This is a genomic window from Bradyrhizobium sp. 147 (genome assembly GCF_023073935.1).
Taxonomy (GTDB): Bacteria; Pseudomonadota; Alphaproteobacteria; order Rhizobiales; family Xanthobacteraceae; genus Bradyrhizobium.
On sequence record NZ_JADPKL010000144.1, the window covers coordinates 63,541 to 72,473 of the forward strand.

An 8,933-nucleotide genomic window follows, 5' to 3' on the forward strand; every position below is an offset into this window, starting at 1 on the left:
CACGCATCATGCCAATCCACCGCTCTGGCAAATTGCCCATTCGCACGCTGTGCTTGCACCTCGGACACCGCGGGGAATGGGCCGAATATTGCCGCCCGGCGCCCTTCTATTGGCGGGCGAACGCGCCTATATTCCGGCGTCTTTTCCAAGAGGTAGGAATGTTTCGATCGACCTGGAGCGCCGTCGTCGCGGCCCTGTGCATAGCGTTTTCAGCCCACTTCAATCCGACTGCTGCGCAGGACCGTCGGGTCCCATCGTCGCCGGCCGAGCTGCGGCTGTCCTATGCACCGATCGTGCAGCGTGTGCAGCCGGCCGTCGTCAACGTCTATGCCGCCAAGGTGGTGCAGAACCGCAATCCGCTGCTCGACGACCCCATCTTCCGCCGTTTCTTCGGCGTGCCGGGCCAGCAGCCCGAGCAGATGCAACGTTCGCTCGGCTCCGGAGTCATCGTCGATGCCTCCGGCCTCGTCGTCACCAATGTCCACGTCATCGAGGGCGCGGACCAGGTGAAAGTGTCATTGTCGGACAAGCGCGAATTCGAGGCCGAGATCCTGCTGAAGGATTCCCGCACCGATCTCGCCGTGCTCCGCCTGAAGGACTCCAAGGAGAAATTCCCGACCCTGGACTTCACCAATTCCGACGAATTGCTGGTCGGTGACGTCGTCCTTGCCATCGGCAATCCCTTCGGCGTCGGCCAGACCGTGACCCACGGCATCATCTCGGCGCTGGCGCGCACGCAGGTCGGCATCACCGACTACCAGTTCTTCATCCAGACCGATGCGGCGATCAATCCTGGCAATTCCGGCGGCGCGCTGGTCGACATGAGCGGCAAGCTCGCCGGCATCAACACTGCGATCTATTCGCGCTCCGGCGGCTCGCAAGGCATCGGCTTTGCGATTCCCGCCAACATGGTGCGCGTCGTCGTCGCTTCCGCCAAGGGTGGCGGCAAGGCAGTGAAGCGGCCGTGGCTCGGGGCAAAATTGCAGGCGGTGACGCCCGAGATCGCCGAAAGCCTCGGCCTGCGCTCGCCGACCGGCGCGCTGGTCGCAAGCGTGGTGCCGAATGGCCCCGCGGCGAAAGCCGGCTTGAAATCCTCTGACCTCATCATCGGGATCGACGGCCAGACCGTGGACGATCCCAACGCCTTCGACTACCGCTTCGCGACCCGTCCGCTGGGCGGTACCGCGCAGATCGACGTGCAGCGCGGCAGCAAGCCCGTCAAGCTGACGGTGGCGCTGGAGACTGCCCCCGACACCGGCCGCAACGAACTCGTCGTGACCGCGCGCTCGCCGTTCCAGGGCGCGAAAGTCTCGACCATCACGCCGGCGCTCGCCGACGAATTGCATCTGGATGCCGACACCGAAGGCGTCGTGATCACCGATATCGGCGGCGATACCGCGGCCGCTAATGTCGGTTTCCAGAAAGGCGACATCATCCTGGCCGTCAACAACCAAAAGATCAGCAAGACCGGGGACCTCGAGAAAGCTGCCGGCGAGCGGTCGCGGATCTGGCGCATCACGCTGGTGCGCGGCGGCCAGCAGATCAACGTCACGCTAGGCGGATGAGTCCGAAGCGACCACAGGAGACGCCAACTCTCTTCGCCGCGGCGGGGCTCGATCACGACGCTCCACATCCGCTGCCGGACCGGCTGCGTCCGCGCGCGCTGTCGGAGGTTGTGGGCCAGGACCACATCCTCGGTCCGGACGGTGCGCTGACGCGCATGTTGGAGACGCGCACGCTCGGCTCGCTCATCTTCTGGGGGCCGCCGGGTACCGGCAAGACCACGGTGGCGCGGCTGCTGGCGGATGCAACGGACCTGCATTTCGAGCAGATTTCGGCGGTATTCTCCGGTGTCGCCGATTTGAAGAAGGCCTTCGATGCCGCGCGCGCCCGCCGCGAGACGGGCAAGGGCACGCTGCTGTTCGTCGATGAGGTGCATCGATTTAATCGTGCCCAGCAGGATTCGTTTCTGCCTGTGATGGAAGACGGCACGGTGGTCCTGGTCGGCGCCACCACCGAGAATCCGTCGTTCGAGCTCAACGCGGCGTTGCTCTCTCGCGCGCGCGTCCTGGTGTTTCGCTCGCTCGATGCTGCCGCGATCGAAAAGCTGTTCGCCCATGCCGAGGCGGTCGAGGGCAAGAAGCTGCCGCTCGATGCCGAGGCACGCGCGGTTCTGGTGCGCATGGCCGACGGCGACGGACGTGCCTCGCTGACGCTCGCCGAGGAAGTCTGGCGCGCCGCGCGCAAGGACGAGATATTCGACGCCGCGCAGTTGCAGGAGATTTTGCAGCGCCGCGCCCCGATCTACGACAAGTCGGCCGACGGCCATTACAACCTGATCTCGGCGCTGCATAAATCCGTGCGCGGCTCCGATCCCGATGCCGCGCTCTATTACCTCGCGCGCATGCTCGATGCCGGCGAGGATCCGCTGTTCCTGGCCCGTCGCGTCGTGCGCATGGCCGTGGAGGACATCGGGCTTGCCGATCCACAGGCGCTCGTCATCGCCAATGCGGCCAAGGACGCCTTCGACTTTCTCGGCCATCCCGAGGGGGAGCTCGCGATCGCGCAGGCCGTGGTCTATCTCGCCACCGCGCCGAAATCGAACGCGGTCTACACTGCCTTCGGCACGGCGATGCAGGTGGCAAAACAGGCCGGCTCGCTGCTGCCGCCAAAACACATCCTCAATTCCCCGACCAAGCTGATGAAGTCGGAAGGCTACGGCGCAGCTTACGAATACGACCACGACACGCCGGAAGCCTTCTCCGGCCAGGATTATTTCCCGGAAGCCCTGGGCCGCCAGACTTTTTATGACCCGCCCGAGCGCGGTTTCGAGCGCGAGATCAGAAAACGGCTGGATTACTGGGCCAAGCTGCGCAAGGAGCGGGGTGGCTGAGGCCCAATCGCCATTTCGTCGTGACGAAAGGGCTCTTTTGGGATAGGCAGGCAGCCATGAGCCGCCGCATCAAGAGAATGAACCCAAAACCCCGTTCGCGTGACGAGCGCGGTGACGCGCGTCCCTTCAAGGCGCGCAGCGCGCAGAAAGCGGGGCCGCGGCCGGGCGGCAAGGCAGCGAGCAAGCCGCCGCGCTTTGCAGGCGAGCGCGCCGAGCGGCGCGCACCCAAAGCTGCGCTGGAAAAGACCGCGCCGGAAAGGTCCGTCGAGGCATTGCTGCCGAGCAAGGTGCAGACCGTCACCGTCACGGCCGACGAGAACAACATGCGCGTCGACCGCTTTCTCGAAGCACGCTTTCCCGGCCTGTCGTTCTCCCACATCCAGCGCGTCGTGCGCAAAGGCGAGCTGCGCGTCGACGGCAAGCGCGTCGACAGCAAGGACCGCCTTGAGGAGGGCCAGAGCGTCCGCATTCCGCCGCTGAAGCTCGACACGCCGAAGGCCGCCGGCCCACTCTCGGAAGCCGCGCAGAAGACGCTGGCCGCGCTGAAGGAGATGACGATCTGGGAGGACGATGACGTGCTCGTGCTCAACAAGCCCGCCGGACTTGCCGTGCAGGGCGGCTCGGGCATGACGCGGCACATCGACCAGATGCTGGAGGTGATGCGCGATTCCAAGGGCCAGAAACCGCGCCTCGTGCACCGTATCGACCGGGAGACGTCGGGCTGTCTCCTGATCGCCAAGACGCGCTTTGCCGCCTCGCATCTGACCGGCGCGTTCCGCTCGCGGTCGGCGCGAAAGGTCTATTGGGCGCTGGTGCCGGGCCTGCCGAAGCCAAAGCAGGGCCGCATCTCGACCTTTCTCGCGAAGGAGGAGGGCGAGGACGACACTATCATGCGCATCGCCCAGCATGGCGATGAGGGCGCAAGCCACGCGGTGACCTACTATGCGATGGTCGAGACCGCCGGCAACAAGCTGACCTGGGTGTCGCTGAAGCCGGTGACGGGACGCACCCACCAGCTCCGCGCCCACATGGCCCATATCGGCCATCCCATCGTCGGCGACCCCAAATATTTCAACATCGAGAACTGGCAGCTGCCGGGTGGCTTGCAAAACCGTCTGCATCTCCTGGCACGCCGGATCGTCATTCCGCATCCGCGCGGCGGCGTGATCGACGCCACGGCACCACTGCCGCCGCATATGCAGCAATCGTGGAATCTGCTCGGGCTCGACGCAACCCGGTTTGATCCCATCGAGAACGCGCCGGAGGAGTAGGGCTAGGCGCCGCGGCCGGCCAAAGCCCGGCGAACGGGCCGCAATGCCCGCAAGTTCCCTTATGCCTGCCGCTCGCTTCATCGCCCGCCGCCCTTATCTTTGAAAGCTTAGCATTCAGCGACCGGGACCGAAGACTCACATGCGCGAATTGTTCGAAGAAGCTGCGGGGCAACCCCCGTCGGATCCGCAGGAATCGGCGCGCGCCTCCGCGCGCGCGCCCCTGCGCAAGCGCTTCTACAAGGATGCCGGCGCAGTCGAGGCCGAGGGCGGTTTCGCCATCGCCCTCGACGGCAAGCCGATCCGCACGCCCTCCGGCCGCCAGGTGCTGATTCCCTCGCGCGAGCTCGCCGATGCGGTTGCTGCCGAATGGGCGGCACAGGGCGAGACGATCGATCCCGTGACCATGCCACTGACGCGGATCGCCAACAGTGTGGTCGAGGGTGTGATCGACCGGATCGGTCTCGTCAGCGACGACCTCGCAAAATACTTCGAGACCGACCTGTTGTTCTATCGCGCCGGCCACCCCGAAGGGCTGGTTGCCCGCGAGGCCGCGCATTGGGACCCCGTGCTGTTTTGGGCCGCAGAGACGCTGGGCGCGCATTTCATCCTGTCCGAAGGCATCATGCATGTGAAGCAGCCGGACGAGGCGGTCAGGGCCGCGCGCGCCGCGCTGCCGGGGGATGCCTGGTCGGTCGCGGCGCTCCATATGGTGACAATGTTGACCGGCTCGGCGCTGCTGGCGCTGGCCCTAGCCCATCGCGCGCGCGATGCTGGGCAGGTCTGGGCCGCCGCCCATGTCGATGAGGACTGGAACATCGACCAATGGGGCGTGGATGAGGAAGCGGCCGCTCGCCGCGCCACGCGCCTGCGGGATTTCGAGGCCGCCGTGACGGTCTTGGCGATGGTAAAGCAGCAAGCACCCGAAGGTCCTTAACGAGAGGTTTACGACGGCGGCCTTAGGGTGGCGCCAGCATTCCCTGGGCCCTCCGAGATGCCGACGCCGATAAGCTCGATCGTTCCGGTCAGCGCCGCCAGTCCTGTGGCTGACGCGGCGACGCCCGATCTCGTGCTTCAGGCCGGCAGCGTTGTCGACGCCAAAGTGGTCAGCGTGCTCGCCGACAATCTCGTGCGGATCGCAATCGCCAACCTTTCGATGGACGTGATGTCGGAAGTGGCGTTGTCGCCGGGGCAGAATCTCCAGCTCGCGGTGTCGCAGAACGACGGCACCATCCGGCTCGCCGTCGTCGTGGGCGGGGCAGACGGGGCGGCGTCCGATCAGATTACGCTGACGCCGGCTGCGGCCTCGCTGATGGATAGCCCGCCGCTTGCGCCGTCGACGAGCGCTGCGCGCAATACGCTGACGCCAGCGGAGCAGATTGCCGTCACTGCGGCGTCCGCCGAGGCCGTGACCAGGCAAGGCAGCCAAGCGCCGCTATTCGCCAATCTCGCCGCGGTCGTCGTCGGCAGCGATTTGCCGGCGGGGCTGAAGCAGGCCGTGCTGGACGTGCTGGCGCAGCAGACGCCGTTCAACGCCGGGCTCGACGGCGGCGATATCGAGACTGCCTTCCACAAGTCTGGCCTCTTCCTCGAAGCCTCGCTGGCCGCCGGCCGGACGCCGGCGTCCGGCGCAATGCCCGATTTGAAAGCGGCGTTGCTCGTGCTGCGCCAGACGCTGGCCGCGCTCGGGACCACCGCGCCTCAGACGCAAGGCGCCGCCATTCCCGCCAGCGACACAGGCACACCGCAGGTCAACGCCGCGCCGGCGCAGGCAGCAGGTGAGGCCGCGCAGGCCGCATTGTCGTCAGCGGCCCCCGATATTGCCCAACCGGCGCAACAGCCACGCAGCGCTAATCTCGCGGCCGCGGTACTCGCCGACATGGCTGCCAAGGCGCCACAAATGGCGATGCCGCAAACCTTGACGGCCGGCCTTGCCGCCAGCCTCTTGCAGGAGATGACGCAGAACCTGCCGCGGATCATCGGCAACGTGCCCGGCTCTAACAAGGCCGTACCGGACGGCCACATCTTCGAGGTGGCCAGCCATGCGACCACACCACCGCCGTTCCGCGGCGCATTGCCGGTGCCCCAATCCATCGCCTCGCCATCGCTCGCGCCCGATACCCCGCTCGCTACAACCGTGCACCGTCTGCTCGACGACACCGATGCCGCGATCGCGCGGCAGACATTGCTTCAGATCGCCTCGCTTCCCGATCGCGCCGATGCCTCCGGCCAGCGCATCGACCCGGCCGTGCCGCAATGGAGTTTCGAAATTCCCTTCGCAACCCAACAGGGCACCGCGATGGCGCAGTTCGAGATCTCGCGCGACGGCGGCAACGAATCCGCCGATCCCGCCACGCGTGCCTGGCGCGCGCGCTTCTCACTTAATGTCGAGCCGGCAGGTCCCGTGCATGCGCTGATCACGCTGAGCGGCGACAAGACTTTTGTGCGGATGTGGGCGGAGCGGCCGGCGACGGCGCAGCAGCTCCGCGCCGGCATCGGTGAACTCAACCAGGCACTGACGAGAGCCGAGCTCAAGCCCGGTGATATCGTGGTGCGCGAGGGCACCCCGCCGCAACCGGCGCCGGCCCGCGCCGGACATTTCCTGGATCGGGCCACATGAGCGACGCCTCCAAGCTTGCGATTGCCCTGCACTACGAGAAGGGCACCAACGCCCCCGTCGTCGTCGCCAAGGGCAAGGGCACGATCGGTGAAAAGATCGTCGAGATCGCCAAGGCCCATGACATTCCGATCGAGGAGAACGAGGTCTTGGCCGGCGCGCTCTCCAAGGTCGAGCTCGGCGAGGAGATCCCTCCAGACCTCTACAAGGCTGTCGCCGAAGTGCTGGTGTTCGTGCTGCGGCTTTCGGGTCGGGGGCGGTAGAGCATGATCCGGACCCCGGAGGACCGCGTTAGCGCAAAGTGTGGAGCGGTCTTCCGAAAAAACATCGTGCTCAAGAAATAACCTGTCATCGTTTCACCAGATATCGGCGGCATTGTCGCGACCACTCTCATCATCATTGGATACCGCTCTTGCTGACCCGTCGTTCCACCCTCGGCCTGCTTGCCGCAGCCGCCATCCTGCCGTCACGTGCGCTGGCTCACGTCGCGCCGCCGCGCAACGAAATCCGCGACAGCTTGGCCAAACGCTTCACCGATCTCGGCACATCGGGCACCTTCGTCGGCTACAAGGTCGAGGACTATCTGATCGTCGCCAGCGACAAGGAGCGATCGGGCGAGGGGAAGCTGCCGGCCTCGACCTTCAAGATTCCGAACTCGCTGATTGCGCTCGAGACCGGCGTCGTCGCCGATCCTGATAAGGACGTGTTTCCCTGGGACGGCGTGAAGCGTCCGATCGAAGCCTGGAACAAGGATCACACGCTGCGCACTGCGATTGCGGTCAGCGCGGTGCCGGTCTATCAGGAAATCGCGCGCCGCATCGGCCAGCAGCGCATGGAAAAGTATGTTGACGAGTTCGACTACGGCAATCGCGACATCGGCGGCGGCATCGACCAGTTCTGGCTCACCGGGGCCTTGCGCATCGATCCGGTCGAGCAGATCGACTTCGTCGACCGGCTGCGCCGCCGCGCGCTGCCGATCAGCAAGCGCAGCCAGGATCTCGTCTGCGACATCCTGCCGGTGACCAAGGTCGGCGAAAGCGTCATTCGCGCCAAGTCCGGCCTGCTGGGTGCTGAGCGCGGCGAGCCGTCGCTCGGCTGGATGGTGGGCTGGGCCGAGAAAGGCGAAGCGCACACCGTGTTCGCGCTCAACATCGACTGCCGCGAGCCACGCCACATCGAAGACCGCATGACGCTGACGCAAGCCTGCCTTGCCGATATTGGTGCGATCTAGCGCTACCGCGCTGGTGCCGCTCGACTAGCATCCTCCCGCCAAAGAAAACCGGGAGGATGGAAAATGAATGCAACGCCGCTCTGGCTGTCGTCGCTCACGCTTGCCGCAGCAAGCGGCTGGTTCGCTGCCACGATGTTTGCCGGCTCCGCCATCAGCAAGGAGCCACGGTTTCCGCAGCTCACCATGGATCAGCTCGACGCTCGGCAGAAGCCGCTCGGCGAGCAGATCATGAAGGTGTCGAGCGTCGGCATCGGCGGACCCTACAATCCGATGATCCGCAGCCCCGTGCTCGGCCAGCGCCTGTTCGACCTGTTCCACTATCTGCGCTGGGAGACCTCGGTCCCGGTCAAGCTCAACGAGTTCGCGATCCTGATCATCGGGCGTCAATGGCGCTCGCAGGTGGAATGGTACGCGCACGCGCCGCTGGCGGCGAAGGCAGGGCTGTCGGCCGACATCATCGCGGAGCTGAAGGCCAACAAGCGGCCGTCGAAGATGGCCGATGACGAGGCGGTGGTCTACGACTTCCTCACCGAGCTCACCACCACCAAGAAAGTCACCGACGAGACTTATGCGCGCGCGAAGAAGGTGTTCGACGACCAGCAGATTGTCGATCTCACCGCAGTTGCCGGCAATTACGTGATGGTCGCGATGCTGCTGGCAATGGCCGAGGAGACGGTGCCGCCTGGCAAGGAGGAGCCGTTCAAGCCAGGGGAGCCGTAAGGCTCGTCATTGCGAGGAGCCGGCGACAAACTGCGGTACCGTAGCAACCATTAAGTGACGGCAGTTTTTTGCTCCGCCCGGATGGTCTGCGCCTGCCATGATGACGCCGTGCTCGCGTCCGTCAAGGCGTGGCCTGGCAACAGACCACGTGAGGTTCGAGCGAGCGACGGCCATCCTTGACGGACGCTGCGCGCGACGTCATGA

General features: G+C 65.6%; 8 protein-coding genes. All 8 read left to right on the forward strand.

Annotation, left to right across the window (positions count from 1 at the left end; genetic code table 11):
• Positions 1-158: 158 nt before the first annotated feature.
• Entirely contained in the window at positions 159-1,565 is a 1,407-nt protein-coding gene (locus IVA87_RS34915) for a DegQ family serine endoprotease (protein WP_247306338.1), read from the forward strand.
• Complete coding sequence (locus IVA87_RS34920; RefSeq protein ID WP_247306340.1) at positions 1,562-2,893, forward strand: replication-associated recombination protein A; 1,332 nt, start codon at positions 1,562-1,564, stop codon at positions 2,891-2,893. The genes IVA87_RS34915 and IVA87_RS34920 overlap by 4 nt, the downstream gene beginning before the upstream one ends.
• 56 nt (positions 2,894-2,949) lie before the next feature.
• Positions 2,950-4,164, forward strand: a complete 1,215-nt coding sequence (locus IVA87_RS34925; RefSeq protein WP_247306341.1) for an RluA family pseudouridine synthase — start codon at positions 2,950-2,952, stop codon at positions 4,162-4,164.
• Between the two features lie 139 nt (positions 4,165-4,303).
• Positions 4,304-5,098, forward strand: a complete 795-nt coding sequence (locus IVA87_RS34930) for an ATP12 family protein (RefSeq protein WP_247337606.1) — start codon at positions 4,304-4,306, stop codon at positions 5,096-5,098.
• A gap of 57 nt (positions 5,099-5,155) precedes the next feature.
• Complete coding sequence (locus tag IVA87_RS34935) at positions 5,156-6,781, forward strand: flagellar hook-length control protein FliK (protein ID WP_247337607.1); 1,626 nt, start codon at positions 5,156-5,158, stop codon at positions 6,779-6,781.
• Positions 6,778-7,041, forward strand: coding sequence for an EscU/YscU/HrcU family type III secretion system export apparatus switch protein (locus IVA87_RS34940; RefSeq protein ID WP_247337609.1), 264 nt, complete (start codon positions 6,778-6,780; stop codon positions 7,039-7,041). The genes IVA87_RS34935 and IVA87_RS34940 overlap by 4 nt, the downstream gene beginning before the upstream one ends.
• Positions 7,042-7,190: 149 nt before the next feature.
• Positions 7,191-8,009: a class D beta-lactamase gene (gene blaOXA, locus IVA87_RS34945; protein ID WP_247337611.1), complete on the forward strand. Its 819-nt coding sequence runs from the start codon at positions 7,191-7,193 to the stop codon at positions 8,007-8,009.
• A 63-nt stretch (positions 8,010-8,072) separates the two neighbouring features.
• Entirely contained in the window at positions 8,073-8,729 is a 657-nt protein-coding gene (locus IVA87_RS34950) for a carboxymuconolactone decarboxylase family protein (RefSeq protein ID WP_247337613.1), read from the forward strand.
• Positions 8,730-8,933: the final 204 nt, after the last annotated feature.

Excerpts from the sequence above, each read along its gene's own strand:
- IVA87_RS34935 (WP_247337607.1), top strand. The coding sequence starts at position 5,156 with ATGCCGACGCCGATAAGCTCGATCGTTCCGGTCAGCGCCGCCAGTCCT.
- IVA87_RS34930 (WP_247337606.1), top strand. The coding sequence starts at position 4,304 with ATGCGCGAATTGTTCGAAGAAGCTGCGGGGCAACCCCCGTCGGATCCG.
- IVA87_RS34950 (WP_247337613.1), top strand. The coding sequence starts at position 8,073 with ATGAATGCAACGCCGCTCTGGCTGTCGTCGCTCACGCTTGCCGCAGCA.
- IVA87_RS34940 (WP_247337609.1), top strand. The coding sequence starts at position 6,778 with ATGAGCGACGCCTCCAAGCTTGCGATTGCCCTGCACTACGAGAAGGGC.
- IVA87_RS34920 (WP_247306340.1), top strand. The coding sequence starts at position 1,562 with ATGAGTCCGAAGCGACCACAGGAGACGCCAACTCTCTTCGCCGCGGCG.
- IVA87_RS34915 (WP_247306338.1), top strand. The coding sequence starts at position 159 with ATGTTTCGATCGACCTGGAGCGCCGTCGTCGCGGCCCTGTGCATAGCG.
- IVA87_RS34925 (WP_247306341.1), top strand. The coding sequence starts at position 2,950 with ATGAGCCGCCGCATCAAGAGAATGAACCCAAAACCCCGTTCGCGTGAC.